The 16,155-nt window shown below is 61.1% G+C and carries 16 protein-coding genes; 8 read left to right on the top strand and 8 right to left on the bottom strand.

Annotated elements, in window-relative coordinates; all coding sequences use genetic code 11:
* The first annotated feature begins 80 nt into the window (after positions 1-80).
* Positions 81-554 (top strand): Hint domain-containing protein, encoded by a 474-nt coding sequence (locus tag ACFQ3C_RS06240; protein ID WP_380789648.1) that lies wholly within the window; start codon positions 81-83, stop codon positions 552-554.
* A 34-nt stretch (positions 555-588) separates the two neighbouring features.
* Here ACFQ3C_RS06240 and ACFQ3C_RS06235 read toward each other — a convergent pair whose 3' ends face one another.
* Together ACFQ3C_RS06235 and ACFQ3C_RS06230 are read right to left on the bottom strand one after the other, a co-directional pair.
* On the bottom strand, positions 589-1,449 hold the full coding sequence (locus tag ACFQ3C_RS06235; RefSeq protein ID WP_380789646.1) for an NAD(P)H-hydrate dehydratase: 861 nt from the start codon (positions 1,447-1,449) through the stop codon (positions 589-591).
* Between the two features lie 42 nt (positions 1,450-1,491).
* A complete protein-coding gene (locus ACFQ3C_RS06230; protein WP_380789644.1) occupies positions 1,492-2,142 on the bottom strand; it encodes an NAD(P)H-hydrate epimerase in 651 nt (216 codons plus the stop codon).
* A gap of 195 nt (positions 2,143-2,337) precedes the next feature.
* Between ACFQ3C_RS06230 and ACFQ3C_RS06225 the strand changes: the two genes are divergently transcribed.
* From ACFQ3C_RS06225 to ACFQ3C_RS06210, 4 genes are all read left to right on the top strand, one after another.
* Positions 2,338-2,676 (top strand): P-II family nitrogen regulator, encoded by a 339-nt coding sequence (locus tag ACFQ3C_RS06225; protein ID WP_068292860.1) that lies wholly within the window; start codon positions 2,338-2,340, stop codon positions 2,674-2,676.
* A 30-nt stretch (positions 2,677-2,706) separates the two neighbouring features.
* Positions 2,707-4,113, top strand: a complete 1,407-nt coding sequence (gene glnA / locus ACFQ3C_RS06220; RefSeq protein WP_068292864.1) for a type I glutamate--ammonia ligase — start codon at positions 2,707-2,709, stop codon at positions 4,111-4,113.
* Positions 4,114-4,407: 294 nt separating this feature from the next.
* Positions 4,408-5,445, top strand: coding sequence for a hypothetical protein (locus tag ACFQ3C_RS06215; RefSeq protein ID WP_380789643.1), 1,038 nt, complete (start codon positions 4,408-4,410; stop codon positions 5,443-5,445).
* Positions 5,446-5,587: 142 nt separating this feature from the next.
* Entirely contained in the window at positions 5,588-6,355 is a 768-nt protein-coding gene (locus tag ACFQ3C_RS06210) for a lytic murein transglycosylase (RefSeq protein WP_380789641.1), read from the top strand.
* Here ACFQ3C_RS06210 and ACFQ3C_RS06205 read toward each other — a convergent pair whose 3' ends face one another.
* Positions 6,356-7,117, bottom strand: coding sequence for a heme-dependent oxidative N-demethylase family protein (locus ACFQ3C_RS06205; RefSeq protein ID WP_380789640.1), 762 nt, complete (start codon positions 7,115-7,117; stop codon positions 6,356-6,358).
* A gap of 101 nt (positions 7,118-7,218) precedes the next feature.
* Here ACFQ3C_RS06205 and dddP point away from each other — a divergent pair, with 101 nt between their 5' ends.
* Both dddP and ACFQ3C_RS06195 read left to right on the top strand, forming a co-directional pair.
* On the top strand, positions 7,219-8,559 hold the full coding sequence (gene dddP / locus ACFQ3C_RS06200) for a dimethylsulfonioproprionate lyase DddP (protein ID WP_380789639.1): 1,341 nt from the start codon (positions 7,219-7,221) through the stop codon (positions 8,557-8,559).
* 115 nt (positions 8,560-8,674) lie between these two features.
* Complete coding sequence (locus ACFQ3C_RS06195) at positions 8,675-9,889, top strand: bifunctional alpha/beta hydrolase/OsmC family protein (protein WP_380789638.1); 1,215 nt, start codon at positions 8,675-8,677, stop codon at positions 9,887-9,889.
* A gap of 10 nt (positions 9,890-9,899) precedes the next feature.
* Here ACFQ3C_RS06195 and ACFQ3C_RS06190 read toward each other — a convergent pair whose 3' ends face one another.
* From ACFQ3C_RS06190 to ACFQ3C_RS06170, 5 genes are all read right to left on the bottom strand, one after another.
* The gene (locus tag ACFQ3C_RS06190) at positions 9,900-10,304 is read right to left on the bottom strand and encodes a response regulator (protein WP_380789637.1); all 405 of its coding nucleotides are present in this window, start codon (positions 10,302-10,304) and stop codon (positions 9,900-9,902) included.
* 188 nt (positions 10,305-10,492) lie between these two features.
* Complete coding sequence (locus ACFQ3C_RS06185) at positions 10,493-11,911, bottom strand: sensor histidine kinase (RefSeq protein WP_380789636.1); 1,419 nt, start codon at positions 11,909-11,911, stop codon at positions 10,493-10,495.
* Between the two features lie 451 nt (positions 11,912-12,362).
* Entirely contained in the window at positions 12,363-13,037 is a 675-nt protein-coding gene (locus tag ACFQ3C_RS06180) for an acyl-homoserine-lactone synthase (RefSeq protein WP_380789635.1), read from the bottom strand.
* 602 nt (positions 13,038-13,639) lie between these two features.
* Positions 13,640-14,239 carry a biotin transporter BioY gene (locus ACFQ3C_RS06175; RefSeq protein ID WP_380789634.1) on the bottom strand — a complete coding sequence of 200 codons (600 nt, stop codon included), beginning with the start codon at positions 14,237-14,239 and terminating at the stop codon, positions 13,640-13,642.
* A gap of 74 nt (positions 14,240-14,313) precedes the next feature.
* Entirely contained in the window at positions 14,314-14,763 is a 450-nt protein-coding gene (locus ACFQ3C_RS06170; protein ID WP_380789632.1) for a DUF6314 family protein, read from the bottom strand.
* 74 nt (positions 14,764-14,837) lie between these two features.
* Here ACFQ3C_RS06170 and purB point away from each other — a divergent pair, with 74 nt between their 5' ends.
* Positions 14,838-16,145: an adenylosuccinate lyase gene (gene purB / locus ACFQ3C_RS06165; protein WP_380789630.1), complete on the top strand. Its 1,308-nt coding sequence runs from the start codon at positions 14,838-14,840 to the stop codon at positions 16,143-16,145.
* Positions 16,146-16,155 lie beyond the last annotated feature (10 nt).

The raw sequence follows: 16,155 nt of genomic DNA, 5'->3' as shown, positions 1-16,155 counted from the left end.
ATCTCCCCGATGCAGGGACGCCAAAGCGTTTGCCTTGAAAACCCCATGACCCGCAGAATGCCCCGCGGCGCGGTCGCCGCATGAACGCGACCTTTACACCACCGCCGCAAACCGCGTTTGTTGCCGGCACCATCGTTCTGACCGCCGAAGGCGCGATCCCTGTCGAACTGCTGGGACCGGGCGACCGGATCATCACCCGCAACACCGGGATCATGAAAATCGGCGGGATCGCGTTTTTTCGGCGCTTCGGCGATTTCGTGACGATTGCCGCAGGTTCGCTTGGCCCCCAGATGCCGCAGCGGGATACGGTTCTGGCGGCGGATCACCCCATCCTGTTGCGTGGCCGCCTGGCCATGGACGCCTCAGGCCAGACATCCTGCCTTGTTGCCGCCGTTGATCTGGCCCAGGTCCTTCCAGAGGTGACGGGACTTGCGCTGCTGCGGGGGGGCGAAAAGAAGATGGTCCATCTGACCCTCGAGACGAACCAGATCGTTTATGCAGACGGGCTGGAAACGCTCTGCGCGTCAACCACATCCGCCATGACAGGCGCCTGACGCGGGCGCGGCACGCGGCGTCAAGACCGGCGGCTTACAGACCCAGATCGCGGAAGACGCCTGGCAGCGCTTCGGGCAGATCCTCAGCGATCAGACCCGGACCAAAGCGCCGGGCCGCCTGACCGTGCAGCCACACGCCGAGGTTCGCAGCAGCCTCGGCCGGGAACCCGCGTGCCAGAAGCCCCGTCATGAATCCTGCCAGCACATCACCGGATCCGGCTGTGGCCAGCCAGGCCATCGCCCCGTCGGCCGCGACGGGATGCTGCCACAGACGTCCATCCACCCCGGCCAGCAAGGTGCCCGGACCTTTCAGCACAACCGTGCAACCCAGCCGTGCGGCCGCCATGCGCAGCGCCGCAACGCGCCCGTCCTGATGCCCCAGATCATCCCGGCACTCTGGAAACAGTCGCAGAAACTCGCCGTCATGCGGGGTCAGGACGCATCCGTCATGCAGCGCGCGGCGCAACTGCGCGTCATGGGCCAGCAGCGTCAGCGCATCCGCATCCAGAACCGTGGGCCGTGCCGCGGACAGCACCATGCCAAGATGGCGCGCTTCGGCGTCGCCCACACCAAGCCCCGGCCCAAGGCAAAGCGCGGTGATCCGCGCATCGGCAAGAATCGCGGCCAGATCATCGGCATCGTGCAGGCCACGCAGCATGATCGCCGTGATCTGTGCGGCCACTTCGGGCAGCGCCGCGGCGGGCACGGCCAGCGTCACCAGCCCTGCGCCCACCCGCAAGGCCCCACGCGCCGCCAGCCGCGCCGCACCGCTTTTGCCTGCCCCCCCCGACAGGATCAGCGCGTGCCCATGCATGTACTTGTGCCCCGCCACCGGCTTTCCAAGCCGGTCACGCAGATCATGGGTCATGACAAAGGTTCGGGGGGCACGGTCCATGGGCATCCTTTCTGTCGCGCATCACACGCGCGCATCATGGCGTTACAATCCGATCGGCACCACAACTGTCCTCACGCCCGCCTTGTCCAGATCCTCATGCACGGGTTTGCGCGCGTGGAAGGTCACGACAAGGTCGGCCGCGAAGGGGCGCTGCCCCAGGGGCTGTCCTGTATCGCAATCGTACCCCGTGGGAAGATCGACCGCCACCGCAAGCAGCCGTGTTGCAGGCGCGGATTGCATGACCTCGTCGTGTGCCTGCCACCACTGGGCCAGGATCGCGTCTGTGCTGCGGCCCTGCCCGATCCCCAGCAGCGCATCAACCACCAGGACCGGACGCCCCGCGGCGGACTGCACCAGGGCGGTCAACACGTCGGTACAGGCTTCCAGCGGAAGGATCTCACCCCCGTCGGCCAGCCAATCCCCTGCGGTCCTGGCCGCATCCCCGCCCGGCGACGGGGCACGCGAGGCGCAAAGCCCGACGTGCCAGCCGCGCTGCCGCAACCCGCAGGCGATGACATAACCATCCCCCCCGTTATTGCCGGGGCCACACAGGATCAGCGCGTGATGCACGCCCGAGGCCAATGCGGGCCAGGCGTCCAGGGTGGCGGCGATGACACCCGCTCCGGCGCGGCGCATCAGTGTCAGACCCGTCACGCGGCCCGACTCCATTGCCGAATTTTCAAGCAACCTCATTTGATCGGCCGTGATTATCTGGTGCATTTTGCTCAGTACCGTTCTTTTTCTGCCCTTTATTTCAGCATTCTGCATATTTTTTCATCAACTCAAAGGAATCCCGCAGCACACCGCAGGAATGCGCTGGCTGCCCGATTGTGGCACCTCGGCATAAATGGTCTGACGCCTTTGGAGCATAAGGCGAGGAGACCCTGGATGAAAAAGATCGAAGCGATCATCAAGCCGTTCAAGCTGGATGAGGTCAAGGAAGCCCTTCAGGACGCCGGCGTCCAGGGTCTTTCGGTGATCGAGGTCAAGGGATTTGGCCGGCAGAAAGGTCACACGGAACTTTATCGTGGTGCCGAATATGTCGTGGACTTCCTGCCGAAGGTGAAGATCGAGGTCGTTCTTGATGACGATCTGGTCGATGCCGCGATCGAGGCGATCATCGATGCGGCCAAGACGGACAAGATCGGCGACGGCAAGATTTTTGTCAGCCCGGTTGAACAGGCCATCCGCATCCGTACCGGCGAATCCGGTTCGGACGCGCTGTAATCTACCCCACAAAACGAAAGGGATTAGGGAATGAGCAAGAACGCAGTTCTCAAACTGATCAAGGACGAGGATGTCGAATATGTCGACATTCGCTTCACCGATCCGCGCGGCAAGCTGCAGCACGTGACTGTCGTAGCCGATCTGGTCGATGAAGACTTCCTTGAAGAAGGCTTCATGTTCGACGGCTCGTCGATCGCTGGCTGGAAGTCGATCGAAGCTTCGGACATGAAACTCATGCCCGACACCGACAGCGTCTACATCGATCCGTTCTACGCCGAAAAGACCATCTGCATCCATTGCTCGGTCGTCGAACCCGACACTGGCGAATCCTATGACCGTGACCCGCGCGGCACGGCCGAAAAGGCAGAAGCCTACCTGAAGTCCAGCGGGATCGGCGACAGCGCCTATTTCGGCCCCGAGGCAGAATTCTTCCTGTTCGACGACGTGCGTTACTCCGTCACCCCGAACAAGGTCTCCTACCAGGTGGATGCGGATCACGCGGCATGGAACACCGACACCGAATTCGAAATGGGCAACACCGGCCACCGTCCCGGCTACAAGGGCGGCTATTTCCCGGTCAACCCCGCGGATGACGGTCAGGACATCCGTTCGGAAATGCTGTCCACCATGAAGCGCATGGGCATGAAGGTCGACAAGCACCACCACGAAGTTGCGACCTCGCAGCACGAGCTGGGCATGATCTTCGGCACGCTGACCGAGCAGGCCGACAACATCCAGAAGTACAAGTACGTCATCCACAACGTGGCGCTGGCCTATGGCCGTTCGGCAACCTTCATGCCGAAGCCGATCAAGGGCGACAACGGTTCGGGCATGCACGTGAACATGTCGATCTGGAAAGACGGCAAGCCGCTGTTCGCGGGCGACAAATATGCCGACCTGAGCCAGGAAGCGCTGTATTTCATCGGCGGCATCCTGAAGCATGCCAAGTCGCTGAACGCCTTCACCAACCCGACCACCAACAGCTACAAGCGCCTGGTGCCCGGCTATGAGGCCCCCGTTCTGCGCGCCTATTCGGCACGCAACCGCTCGGGTTGCGTTCGTATTCCGTGGACGGAAAGCCCGAAGGCAAAGCGCGTCGAAGCCCGCTTCCCCGATCCGGCAGCGAACCCCTACCTGGCGTTCTCGGCCCTGCTGATGGCTGGCCTTGACGGGATCAAGAACAAGATCGATCCGGGCGAAGCCATGGACAAGAACCTCTATGACCTGCCCGCAGAAGAGCTGGCCGGCATCCCCACCGTCTGCGGTTCGCTCCGCGAGGCGCTGGAGGAGCTGCAGAAGGACATGGACTATCTGCTGGCTGGGGACGTGTTCACGAAAGACCAGATCATGGCCTATATCGGCCTGAAAATGGAAGAAGTCGAAGAGTACGACATGACTCCGCACCCGGTCGAGTTCAAGAACTACTACAGCTGCTGATCAAGGAGTCTCCGCGACCACCGAGTCGCGGAGAAATCCGCCAAGGTCACAAAAAGGGCGCCTTTCGGGGCGCCCTTTGCCGTTTCTGGGCAAAATCATGGCAGGCCGGGGTGATGAAATCCATGATTTCCGCCCGATGCCGCAAGCTTACCGGATTTGGAACAAAAAATGCCCCATTTCATTGACCATGAATGGGGGGTTGAAAATTTCCCCGCGGAGGCTGTCATGCGTATGGACAACACTCGGTGCACTTCTGGATTGGTATTTCTCGGTACGAGACCCCTGGATCTTCCGTTGCTGGCAACCCGGCTAGAGCGCGTGCTTGGCACGCGTGGTTTCCGCGTCGGCCTGTCCGAGATGATGTCGCAGACTCATCTCAAGATGGGGCTGGGTGGTTTCGAGCTGCATATGAACATGATGGAAAACCACCGGGACGCTGAACAGTCCGGCGGCGTGCAGACCATGGAACTGGCCATGAGCGACGGCAGCGCGCCCGATCAGGACGCGGATCTGAAGGTCGACTGCGTCACCCAGACCCTGACAGTGACCATCGTCAAGCTGCCGTCCGCCCTGCCCAGCCTGCGCGAGGCGGAACGTTCCACCGCGACAGCCCATTCCGCCCTTGCCCTGGCCACGCTGGAATTGGCGCAGGTGCTTGATCCCGACTATGTGCAATGGCTTCAGCCGGACATGATGTTGTCGACATCCTCTTTCCTGTCGGTGCTTGAAAAGGTCACGCCGCGCCGCGTCTCGGCCTCGGATCGTGCGCGCAACAGCGAGGACGAAGCAGACAGGCGCAAGCGCCCCACGCCGATCCTGCCGCTGCACCAGAAAGGGGGGGCTACCATGTCACGTCTTTTCCCGGATATCGAAGACACCTGTGAACGGCTGGAAAACCAGGCCCGCCCGGACGAGGCGATCGAAGCCACAGCCACACAGCAAGACACCTCTGGCCTGCCCTATCTGCGAGCCGTTTTCGCGCGCGACATCGATGCCTCTGTGATCAACACGCAAGGGTCCGCGCCATCCGCGCAGGCCGCCGCGGCGGATGATGCCTATGAACCCTATGGCCTGATGGAAGAGCCAAGCACCACCGCGCGCGTTGCAACATGGGCGATCTCGTTGATTGTCAGCCTGATCTCGATGCCGATCGGCATTGCCCTGATGGTCTATAACCTGCTGCGCGGCGAAGACTTGCGTCTGGCCCTCACGGCCCTGGCCCTGACCGGGATGTTCACCGGCATGGATCGGTTCGGCCTGATCGACTCCGCGATCTCGAAACTGGGCAGCCTGCCCGTCATCGGTCAGCTTCTGTCCTATCTGCCCATCTGACCACAGCGCATCCGACCGGCAATCCGATTGCTAGCCGCCAGATGGGCGGCTATGCTGTGACGATAGCGTTCGGGTGTGTCATATGTTCCGCAATTTCATTCAGATACCTTTTGGCCTTGCCGCAAAGGGCCTTTTGGCCGCCATGACCCTGGCGTTCGCAAGCCCGGTCCTCGCCGCGCAATGCGGCAATACCGCGGCCGGGTTCGATGCCTGGAAGCGGGATTTCGCAAAGGTCGCGGCACAGGCTGGCGTGGGTGACCGGGGGCTGGCGGGCCTGGCTGGCACGACCTATGCCACCCGCACCATCGCGGCAGACCGCAATCAGAAAAGCTTTGGCTACACGCTTGAGAAATTCATGCAGGTGCGCGGCGCCGATACGATCGTGGCCCAGGGCAAACGTCGCAAGGCGCGGGATGCCGCTTTCTACGATGCGCTGGAACGGCAATATGGCGTGCCCGCAGGCGTGATCATCGCCATCCATGGCATGGAAACCGCTTTCGGCACGTTCATGGGCGACAGCAATGTCCTGTCCGCGATTGCCACCCTTGCCTATGACTGCAGGCGATCCGCCTTCTTTGCAGGCCACACGATCGCGGCACTGCAACTGGTGGACCGCGGCAGCATCTCGCCGCAGTCGGTCGGCGCGAAACATGGCGAGCTGGGGCACACGCAATTCCTGCCGGGCAATGTCCTGGCCTATGCGGTCGATGCCAATGGCGACGGGCGCGTTGACATGAACAACATGACCGACGCCCTTGCATCCACGGCGAATTTCCTGCGCCAGAAAGGCTGGGAACCCGGCAAGGGCTACCAGGAGGGTGAGCCGAATTTCCGGGTCATCCAGGAATGGAACGCGGCCGGCGTCTATCAGAAGGCCATCGCGATCATGGCCCGGCGCATCGACGGCTGATCACACCGCGTCCGGCCATAGCATCTGCACGACATCGCGGGCCAGCACAGTTGTGTGAATGCCAAAGACAACCGCGCCGGTCTGCGGCAGCCGCACCAGGCTTTGCCGCTCGGTCCGCAGGTAGTCGGCGCTTTGGGCGCCGCGCTCGGGCCTGCGATCGTTCTCGCGCCGGGGCTGGTGCAAGGCGGGATCGACATACCATAGCGCATTGAACCGCCACAGGGGGCGGCCAATCTGCACCCCGTCAAACAACCGCTGCACGCGCCGTGCCATGGTGTCGTCGTAACTGTCGACCGGCACATGAATCCCCGTCAAGGGGCGCAGGAACTTTTCGTCCAGCGTCCAGCTTGCCGGAAAGCACAGCACCGCGGCGGTCAGAACATGTTCATCCCCGCGCTTTTCCATCAGGCACAGATCCTGCTGCACCAGATGCCCCAATGTGCCCATCGGATCGTCCCGGTCGATGGTGACCGTCACACCATCCGGGCGACGCACCCGCCCTGCCCCGACCGCGTGATCCGCGCGGCGGGCCAGAACCGCAAGGACCGCGTCCAGCAGCTCCAGCGCCGCGGGCCGCGCCCCTTCATCAAGCGCCAGCACCCTGTCGCGCTGCGCCGCCAGCAGGCGCGCCCGTTCCGCCATCTGCGGGCCATGGGCATCATCCACGATGATCCAGTCATCAGGGTCCATGGGCGCAATGCCCGGCAGCGGATTGCGGCGGGTCGGATCATAGCCAAGGCGTGTCTGAAGGATCGCTGTCATGGCGCAATCTGTTCCAAAAAACGACCACTGTGCAAGTCGGTTTGGGAACGGACAGCCGCCGCCCTGCAAGAAGATGCTGGCCCAGCAGCGGAGAGACAACGATGAACCAGCATTACAGCGATCGGCGCAAGATCGACCCCACGCGCGGCGCCACCCTGGCCGACGGCAGCCCGAACGACATGGACCGGGTGGAAATCGGGCCAACCCTTCTTGCCTTCGAGGAATGGGCCGCCGCGGGGCTGACCCTGCCCGATCTGCCGAAGATGCGACAGTACCGATTCGACCGCCTGGTCCAGGCTATCCAGGCGCGCGATTATGCGGGGGTGTTGCTGTTCGATCCGCTGAACATCCGCTACGCCACCGACAGCACGAACATGCAACTGTGGAACACCCATAACCCGTTCCGCGCCGTGCTGATCTGCGCGGATGGCTACATGGTGATCTGGGATTACAAGAACGCCATGTTCCTTAGCCGGTTCAACCCGCTGGTGCGCGAACAACGCTCTGGCGCGGACCTGTTCTATTTCGACCGGGGCGACAAGGTGGATGTGGCGGCAGACGTCTTCGCCAACGAGGTCCGCGCCCTTCTGACGGCCCATGCGGGCAGCAACAAGCGGCTGGCCGTGGACAAGATCATGCTGCACGGACTGCGCGCACTGGAAGCACAGGGCTTGCAGATCATGGAGGGCGAGGAGCTGACCGAAAAGGCCCGTTCGGTAAAGGGACCGGACGAGATCCTTGCGATGCGCTGCGCCTCGCATGCCTGCGAAGCCGCCGTGGCCGGCATGGAACGCGCCGCGCGTGAGGGCATCCCGCAGGCCCGCATGTCGGAAGATGATGTCTGGGCCGTGCTACATGCGGAAAACATCCGGCGCGGCGGCGAATGGATCGAAACGCGGCTTCTGGCCTCTGGCCCGCGCACGAACCCCTGGTTTCAGGAATGCGGCCCGCGCATCATCCAGAACAACGAGATCGTGGCCTTCGATACCGACCTGATCGGCGCCTACGGGATCTGCATCGACATCAGCCGAACATGGTGGATCGGCGACCGCGCGCCCCGGCCGGACATGATCGCGGCCATGCAGCACGGGGTCGACCATATCCGCCACAACATGTCCCTGTTGAAACCGGGGGTGCCGCTGCGCGATCTGACGTTCAAGGCCCATACCCTCGCCCCCCAGTACCAGCGCGGCAAATACGGCTGCCTGATGCACGGGGTCGGGCTGTGCGATGAATGGCCTCTGATCTGCTATCCCGACAACTTCGTCGAGGGCGCCTATGACTATGTTCTCGAACCCGGCATGGTCCTCTGCGTCGAGGCGTTGATCAGCCCCGAAGGCGGGGATTTCTCGATCAAACTGGAAGATCAAGTGCTGATCACCGAGGATGGGCACGAGAACCTGACCCGTTATCCTTTCGACCCGGCGCTTTGCGGCGCGTGACCGCGCGGCCTGCGAAAACCTCGCGCGGCGTCACCTTGGCGTGAGACCCCTGACACATGGGTTGCGGCCTGCCCCCTGCGGGCCCAGTCTTGAACGACACGGTCAGGACAGGCACATGGCAAGCAGACATATCACTTTTACCGGGCATGAGGGCAGCGATCTGTCCGCGCGGCTTGACCTGCCCGAGGGTCCGCATCTGGCCACTGCGTTGCTGGCGCATTGCTTTACATGCTCCAAGGATATCGCCGCCGCCCGTCGCATCGCGCAGCGGCTTGCGGCGATGGGAATTGCCGTCTTGCGGTTCGACTTCACCGGGCTTGGCCATTCGGGGGGTGAATTCGCCAATACGGGCTTCACCTCGAATGTCGCCGATATCCGGGCCGCCGCGTCCTGGCTGACCGAACAGGGCATGCCGGCCAGTCTGCTGATCGGTCACTCGCTGGGCGGTGCGGCCATCCTCAAGGCCGCGCCGGACATCGCCGGGGTCAAGGCCGTGGTCACGCTGGGCGCCCCCTTCGATCCCGCCCATGTAACCCATAACTTCGGCGATGCGCTGGACCTTATCCGCACCCGGGGCGAAGCCGAGGTTGATCTGGGGGGCCGGCCGTTCCGCATCACCCGCAGCTTCGTCGAGGATGTCGAGGCCGCCTCGATCGCGCCTGAGCTTCAGCGGCTGAAGGCCGCACTTCTGGTGATGCATGCCCCACGTGATGCCATCGTCGGGATCGACAATGCCACGCGCATCTTCACCGCCGCGCGTCACCCGAAAAGCTTTGTCACCCTGGATGACGCGGATCACCTGATCAGCCGGGCGACCGATGCCGACTACGCCGCCGAAGTCATGGCCAGTTGGGCCAGCCGTTACCTTGACCTGCGCCCTCCCGCACCACCCCCCGGTGTTCCAGAGGGGATCGTGCGCGTATCCGAGGCCGACCCGGATGGCTTCCTGCAGGATGTGATCGCCGGGCCGCAGCATCACGCCCTGGCCGATGAACCCCGCGCCTATGGCGGCACCAACCGGGGCATGTCCCCCTATGGTTTCATCTCGGCGGGTCTGGGGGCCTGCACATCCATGACGATCCGCATGTATGCCCGCCGCAAGGGCTGGCCATTGGATCATGTGCGGGTGGATGTCTGCCATGACAAGATGCATGCACAGGATGCCAAGTCAGGCATGGGCGACAAGATCGACAGTTTTCGGCGGGAAATCCACCTGGAAGGCAACCTGACAGAAGAGCAACGCGCCCGGCTGCTGGCGATTGCGGACAAATGTCCCGTCCATCGCACGCTCAGCCAAAGCAGCACCATCCATACGGTTCTGGCGCGCTGACGCCTTGCGCTCAGACGGATCCTTCGATTTTTTCCAAATGGGCGGACCATGCCTTTTCGATCTCGGCGCAAAGCTCGGCCGGATCGAAGGGCTTGGTGATCACGCTCAAGGCGCCCTTGTTCAGCATGTTCTGCGAAAAATTGTCTTCCGCCTTGGCCGTGACGAAGACGGCAGGAATATCAGCAAAGCCCGGTAGCGTCTTGAGGGCGCTCCAGGTTTCCATTCCATCCATGTCGGGCATCATGAAATCCAGCAGGAACAATTGCGGATTGCATCCTTTGGCCCCGTCCATGGCCTCTTGTCCGGATTCAAATTGATCCACATGATAGCCCCCGATCATTTCGAGGGATATCTTGATGATCATCCGAATGTCTTCGGCATCATCAACATGCAGGATACGTTGCAGTTTTTCCATATCAGCCGCCTTTGACGCCCCATAGTCGGGCAATGCGAGAACCGGAAACCATTTACTGCACAAAACGGGCCAGACCGGCCCTTGGGTCACATTCTGTCAGATCAGCCGCACGATCAAGCCGTGTCACCGATCTGCTCCTGAAAGTTGTGCCGAGGTGCGACAGTACAGCCACCCCCGCCAGCAACGGATCAAGCGGTCTTGCGATTGCCCAAGGGGATCGCATCCGCATGCGGAGCAACATTGGCCTGGGGTACGATATCGAACTCGATGAAGAAGGTCGTCCCCTTGCCAAGCGTGCTTTCGTAATCAATCTGACCATCGTGACGTTCCACGATCTTCTTCGAAATGTTCATGCCAAGTCCGGTGCCGCCGACGCGGCGCTGATCGGATGAATCCACCTGGCTGAAGCGGCCAAAGACCCGCTCCTTGGCGTTATCCGGAATGCCGACACCCTTGTCCTTGACATAGATGCGGACCTTTCCGTCATGACGCTTGACCTGGATGTCGACCGTGCCGCCCTTGTGCGAAAACTTCGATGCGTTCGAAATCAGGTTCGCCATCACCTGGGAAAGCCTGTCCTCATCGCCATTGATGAACACATCCTCATCCGCGTGGGTCACGGAAAGTGTCACGCCCATCTGCTCGGCGTAGCCTTCGCTCATCGCGACCGAGTCATCGACCAGGTTACGCACATTCAGCAGGTCAAAGCGGAATGCCATTTCACCCACCTCGATCTTTTGCAGGTCCAGAAGATCGTTGATCAGGTCGGCAAGGCGCTTGCTGTTCTTGCCCGCAACGGCCAGCACCGGTTTCATCTGGTCAGGCAGCGGGCCAAGCACACCGCTATTGACCAGGTCCAGCGTCCCCTTGATCGACGTGAGCGGCGTACGCAGCTCATGGCTGACCGTGGACAGGAACTGCGATTTGATCTCCAGCGCCGCTTTCGTCTTCTGGTGCTCCAGCGTGATTTCTTCGATCTGCATCAGGCCACGACGATAAAGCCGCAGGAAGACGAAAGAGCAATCAACGATGAAATACATCACGAAGGCGACCGTGAAGAATTGCAGCCAGACCTCGGAATGCAGAGGCGGGTTCAGCCGGATGATGTCCCAGGTGCCGATGAAGATGAAGGTCAGCCCATAGATGATCAGGCGCAGGAACAGTGCCGGCAGCAGTTGATGGTTATTCACCGCCGCGAACAAGGATGCGGCGAAAAGGAAGAACAAGGGCGTGAAATGCCCCCCGGTCGTCTGCTGCAAGGTGATCATGATCACGAACAGGCTGATCGACAGCGCGCTGGCGACGGTGTTGAACATCACCCAGATCAGGAAAAAGCGGGCCCGTTCAGGATCGTGGTCGGTCCATTGGTTCACCCTGCGCGCAAGGATCAGGTCCAGCACTTCGGTGAAAAGCACCGCTGCATAAGCTGAAACAGAGACGACGGGATTGAAGTAGAAGGCCGCAAGCATCGTGGCGGCCAGAAAGATTGCCTGGCGCTGCCAGATCAAGTTGTCGCCAACGTTGATGTAATCCTTCAGCTGTCGCTCCAGCCGCTCGATTGGATACCAATCGTCCTTATTGGTCAGGAATTGATCGACGATAGCCATGATCTCGAGGATCTCCGTTTTTCGGACCGTTCAAGGATCGGCCCAACCTTCAATTGCCTGTCATAATGTCTGCCTGGCGTTCCGGATCTGTCCCGGTTTCTGCGCCTGGCCGACGAACCATTATCCATTAAACGGTCAATACACCGTGCCTCTGCATCGCACCCGAATGGACATGTCCTTCCCGGTTCCCTTTCTAACGCTTCAGGTTGAACTTCTGTTCAGCCCAGAAACCGCAAAGGCAGAAGACCGGAAAACCCACTGAGAACGCAAACATCGCAGAACAATGGATATTTCGGGAATATGACAACAAAAAGGCTGCCACATGGTAAAGTTCGAGCATTGAAGTCTGGATACGCAAGTGGCGATTGGGAAATGCGAAATAATCAAGGCACCACGCAGGAACATACGCGCGATGCCTTGTATGCCTTCAGAAATAAACCCGAAGATGACCTTAGTTGACATATTTGGCGACGGTGAACAGCGCAGCCTGGCTGACCGTCTCGTCGATCGAGAATTTCGGCCCAACGGGGACCGCGCTCAGATCCAGCCGCCTCAGCCACCGCGACCAGACAGCGGGAACGATCCCGATCACATGCGTCGCGCCATAGCTGCGCGCGGACTGGCTCAATTGCCCCATAAGGGCCGCCTGCACCGCAAGCCGTCTGTGGGCCGGAACATCACTGGACACGAACAGGCGCGATGCCTCCCAGATCTGGGGGTTCACGGGCGCCTCGAAGAACAGCACGTCCGTCGGGATACTGTCCAGCATCCCTTTTTGCGCGTCGCGCAGCATATATGAATACACCCCGCAGCGCGCGGTCGTGGGTGTCAGGCGGATACCGGCCAGGATCTCGCCGAACTCATGCACGACGATCCAGCGGCTCAGCGGTGTGTCGTATTGATCAAACTCCATCCCCTCTGCCTCGGGCAGGCTCCAGCGCAGTTGGTCGATAAATGTCTTCTTGCGCGCCTTCAGCAGACTGACAAACAAATCGCCGTAAAGATGGATGTTGGAAAAGGACAGGGTCGTGGTCTTCACATGCCCCATGACCGCGGAAACGGCCTCGGGTATCTTGGGCTTTACGGCGGGAAGATCTGGCAGCAGGTCACGCAGACGAACGCCCACTACCTCTGGCTGTTTATTGCCAGCAGGCATAAGTTCGGGAAAAACGGACCGCGAAGGTACGCCCCCGGAGGATGCTCTGCTATGTTTCATTGCCTGCTCTCATTTTTTTTGCCAGTAGATGAAAAATACCGATCACCGTCTAGACCAAAGTGATTTTTACTCCTCTTTTCTGCCTTATTTTTTCCATATTTGAAAAGATGCAACACTTTTACGGTACTAATGATCGGCGAATATCCGCCACATTAACCACTTTGGGTTGTTCTCTTCTGCGACTTACCCTCTGATTTTACTTGATTTTTGGCCGAAACGGCAGGAAGCCCTGGCTGTGGATATCTTCACCCAGACCGTCACAACGCGGCCTGCGGTGCAAAAGATATTGACCGCCATACTTTCGACTATCTTGTATTGAGAACGCGGCCGTTCTTTCGGTGTCGAAACAGCCCGCAACAAAGGATCTGGCGCCCCGAAAAATCACGCATCATTTATTTATGACAGGGGCGTGACACCTATACATATCGCGTCGCTACACCAGATACGGTGGTGAAAAACGAAAAAAGCGCAACACATGGTTGCGCTTTCTTCATCGTCTTGGTGCAGGATGGTCAGCCGCGGGCGCGGCCTGCCAGCGCCCACAGGGCAGGCAGCAGGGCCGCAGCCAACGCCAGCTTCAGCGCGTCACCCAGCAGGAATGGCGTCAAGCCCCACTGAAGGATGGGCTTGTCCCAGCCATAAAGCATGCCCAGCCAGATCAGGCCCGGCACATAGATCAGCACGTTGCCCGCCAGCATCGCCAGCGCCATCTTGCCGGCCGACCGGTCCCAGCCTGCCTGCGCGAACCAGCCCAGGGCGACCGTGGCCATCACGTAGCCCAGCAAATAGCCGCCTGTGCCACCCATCATATAGGTCAGACCATAAGCTTCGGCGGACGATCCCGCGAAAACGTCGAACCCCAGCGCGCCGATGATCATGTAGCCCAGGATCGTCAACAGACCCAGCCGCGCGCCATAGGCCGCGCCGATCGTCAGCACAGCGAATGTACCCATGGTGATCGGCACCGGCCACATCGGCACCTTGATCTTTGCGGCAACCGCCAGAATTGCGATGCCCAGTACCACCAGCGCTGCCTGCTTGATCAGCAGCTGTGTGCCTTCGCGCGGGGCGATCGCCTCGGTCAGAACCTTGTTTGTCAGTGCAAGCGCCATACGCAAGCCTCCTATCCTGAGTTACTTCGTCTCTGTTTCTGCCCTAGCCCCCATAACACCGCAAGGGGCAAGGATCATTCTTTGGGGGATATTCCCGCAGCCGGTGTATAGACCGATGTCATGACGTAATCCTTGCGCGGTCCCGTGACGCGCCATTCCGCGCGCCAGACCGGCCAGCCGCTGAAATCATAGCGCACCTCATAGGTGTCGGGGTCGCACCAGTGATCGGCCAGCGCCGTCCTGGCGGCGGGATCGAAGCGGTGAAAGGCGCGCCCGTCGGCAAACAGGACCGCGATGCCCGCCCCATCCTGGCGCCACAGGTACCGCCGTTCCGCCTGAAAACCGCCCTGCCCCTTCAACTCCAGCCGTCCTGCCTCATGCAGATCAAGACCCTCTGCATCCGCCGCGAACACCGCCCACCCCGTGAACAACGCATCCGCCCCCCGGGTATCCGTGATCTGCCGGTCCAGCCGCCAGCGTCCTTCGAAATCCATCAGCCCGATCATCCGCTTCCCCGCCAACATCTGCCACCAAGACTTGCCGCCAAGACTAGCCCCCGTTAAAGACAGCGCCAACCGCTGCCAACCAAGGAAATCCAATGATCCCTCGTTATTCCCGGCCCGAGATGGTCGCGATCTGGTCGCCCGAAACGAAATTCCGCATCTGGTTCGAGATCGAAGCCCATGCCTGCGACGCCATGGCCGAGCTGGGGGTGATCCCGCGCGAAAACGCCCAAGCCGTCTGGAAGGCCAAGGATGTGGAGTTCGACGTGGCCCGCATCGACGAGATCGAGGCCGTGACAAAGCATGACGTGATCGCCTTCCTGACCCATCTGGCCGAACATGTCGGATCGGATGCGGCGCGCTTCGTGCACCAGGGCATGACATCGTCGGATGTGCTGGACACCTGCCTGAACGTGCAGCTGACCCGCGCCGCCGATCTGCTGATCGCGGATATGGAGGCGCTGCTGGCCGCGCTCAAGCGCCGCGCCTATGAGCACAAGGACACGGTGCGGATCGGCCGCAGCCACGGGATTCATGCAGAACCGACAACCATGGGTCTGACCTTCGCGCGCTTCTACGCCGAGATGGATCGCAACCTGCGCCGTCTGCATACCGCGCGCGCGGAAATCGCGACCGGCGCGATCAGTGGCGCTGTCGGCACCTTCGCCAATATCGACCCGGCGGTCGAGGAACATGTCTGCAAGATGCTGGGCCTGCTGCCCGAACCCATCAGCACGCAGGTGATTCCCCGTGACCGTCATGCCGCGTTTTTCGCAACACTTGGCGTGATCGCCTCGAGCATCGAGAATATCGCCATCGAAATTCGGCACATGCAACGCACAGAGGTGCTGGAAGCCGAGGAATTTTTCAGCAAGGGCCAAAAAGGGTCCAGCGCGATGCCGCACAAGCGCAATCCCGTGCTCAGCGAAAACCTGACCGGCCTTGCGCGCCTTGTGCGGATGTCCGTGGTGCCCGCGATGGAAAACGTGGCCCTCTGGCACGAGCGCGACATCTCGCATTCCTCGGTCGAGCGGATGATCGGGCCGGACACGACCGTGACGCTTGATTTCGCGCTGGCGCGGCTGACCGGGTTGATCGACAAACTGGTGATCTATCCCGACAACATGCTGGCCAACATGAACAAATTCCGCGGTCTGGTAATGTCGCAGCGGGTGCTTCTGGCCCTGACGCAGGCCGGTGTCAGCCGCGAGGACGCCTATACACTGGTGCAGCGCAACGCGATGAAAGTCTGGGAGAAGGGCGCCGACTTCAAGACTGAACTGCTGGCGGACCCCGATGTGACTGCTGCCCTGAGCCCTGCCGAGATCGAGGAAAAATTCGACCTCGGGTATCATACCAAACATGTCGACACGATCTTTGCCCGGGTTTTCGGAACAAAGTGATGCATCTGGA

Origin of the sequence: Seohaeicola saemankumensis (assembly GCF_042678485.1) — a bacterium.
Classification (GTDB): domain Bacteria; phylum Pseudomonadota; class Alphaproteobacteria; order Rhodobacterales; family Rhodobacteraceae; genus Seohaeicola; species Seohaeicola saemankumensis.
The sequence above is the reverse complement of the archived record's forward strand: the minus strand, read 5'-3'. Positions and strand labels throughout refer to the sequence as shown.

What these genes read in the sequence shown, in the direction of transcription:
- ACFQ3C_RS06240 (WP_380789648.1), top strand. Translation starts at nt 81, where the DNA reads ATGAACGCGACCTTTACACCACCGCCGCAAACCGCGTTTGTTGCCGGC.
- ACFQ3C_RS06235 (WP_380789646.1), bottom strand. Translation starts at nt 1,449, where the DNA reads ATGGACCGTGCCCCCCGAACCTTTGTCATGACCCATGATCTGCGTGAC.
- ACFQ3C_RS06230 (WP_380789644.1), bottom strand. Translation starts at nt 2,142, where the DNA reads ATGAGGTTGCTTGAAAATTCGGCAATGGAGTCGGGCCGCGTGACGGGT.
- ACFQ3C_RS06225 (WP_068292860.1), top strand. Translation starts at nt 2,338, where the DNA reads ATGAAAAAGATCGAAGCGATCATCAAGCCGTTCAAGCTGGATGAGGTC.
- glnA (WP_068292864.1), top strand. Translation starts at nt 2,707, where the DNA reads ATGAGCAAGAACGCAGTTCTCAAACTGATCAAGGACGAGGATGTCGAA.
- ACFQ3C_RS06210 (WP_380789641.1), top strand. Translation starts at nt 5,588, where the DNA reads ATGACCCTGGCGTTCGCAAGCCCGGTCCTCGCCGCGCAATGCGGCAAT.
- ACFQ3C_RS06205 (WP_380789640.1), bottom strand. Translation starts at nt 7,117, where the DNA reads ATGACAGCGATCCTTCAGACACGCCTTGGCTATGATCCGACCCGCCGC.
- dddP (WP_380789639.1), top strand. Translation starts at nt 7,219, where the DNA reads ATGAACCAGCATTACAGCGATCGGCGCAAGATCGACCCCACGCGCGGC.
- ACFQ3C_RS06195 (WP_380789638.1), top strand. Translation starts at nt 8,675, where the DNA reads ATGGCAAGCAGACATATCACTTTTACCGGGCATGAGGGCAGCGATCTG.
- ACFQ3C_RS06190 (WP_380789637.1), bottom strand. Translation starts at nt 10,304, where the DNA reads ATGGAAAAACTGCAACGTATCCTGCATGTTGATGATGCCGAAGACATT.
- ACFQ3C_RS06185 (WP_380789636.1), bottom strand. Translation starts at nt 11,911, where the DNA reads ATGGCTATCGTCGATCAATTCCTGACCAATAAGGACGATTGGTATCCA.
- ACFQ3C_RS06175 (WP_380789634.1), bottom strand. Translation starts at nt 14,239, where the DNA reads ATGGCGCTTGCACTGACAAACAAGGTTCTGACCGAGGCGATCGCCCCG.
- ACFQ3C_RS06170 (WP_380789632.1), bottom strand. Translation starts at nt 14,763, where the DNA reads ATGTTGGCGGGGAAGCGGATGATCGGGCTGATGGATTTCGAAGGACGC.
- purB (WP_380789630.1), top strand. Translation starts at nt 14,838, where the DNA reads ATGATCCCTCGTTATTCCCGGCCCGAGATGGTCGCGATCTGGTCGCCC.